The following is a 362-nucleotide window of genomic DNA, read 5'->3' as shown; positions in this document are numbered from 1 at the left end:
GAGGCCACACTGGCCTACGGGGATTACCATCAGAAAGGGCTGCTGGCGGATATGGGGCTTTATCAGGGCGCGAAGGTCGGCCCGTATGTGGAAAACACCTACCTGCAACTGTTGTCTCAGCGCTTTCTGCCGGCCTTAATGAACGGCCTGCTGGACGACCTGAACCGGGCACCGAAAGGCAGCGAAGAAAAACTGGAAGTCCTGCGTATCATGCGGATGCTGGAAGACGGCAGCGGCCGCCATAAATCGCGGGTCGAACACTATCTGCAGGCGCGCTGGAGCCGGGCGTTTAACGGCCGGCGCCCGTTACAGCAACAGTTACTGACTCACCTGGACTATGCGCTGGATCACACCGACTGGCG

1 protein-coding gene is annotated in these 362 nt (G+C 59.7%); it reads left to right on the top strand.

From position 1 onward, the window contains the following. The coding region (locus tag SLS51_RS23440; RefSeq protein ID WP_323840868.1) for an ImcF-related family protein at positions 1 to 362 on the top strand (362 nt) is incomplete at both ends.

It is taken from the genome of Photorhabdus africana, assembly GCF_035181445.1.
Lineage (GTDB): Bacteria > Pseudomonadota > Gammaproteobacteria > Enterobacterales > Enterobacteriaceae > Photorhabdus > Photorhabdus laumondii.
The sequence above is the reverse complement of the archived record's forward strand: the minus strand, read 5'-3'. Positions and strand labels throughout refer to the sequence as shown.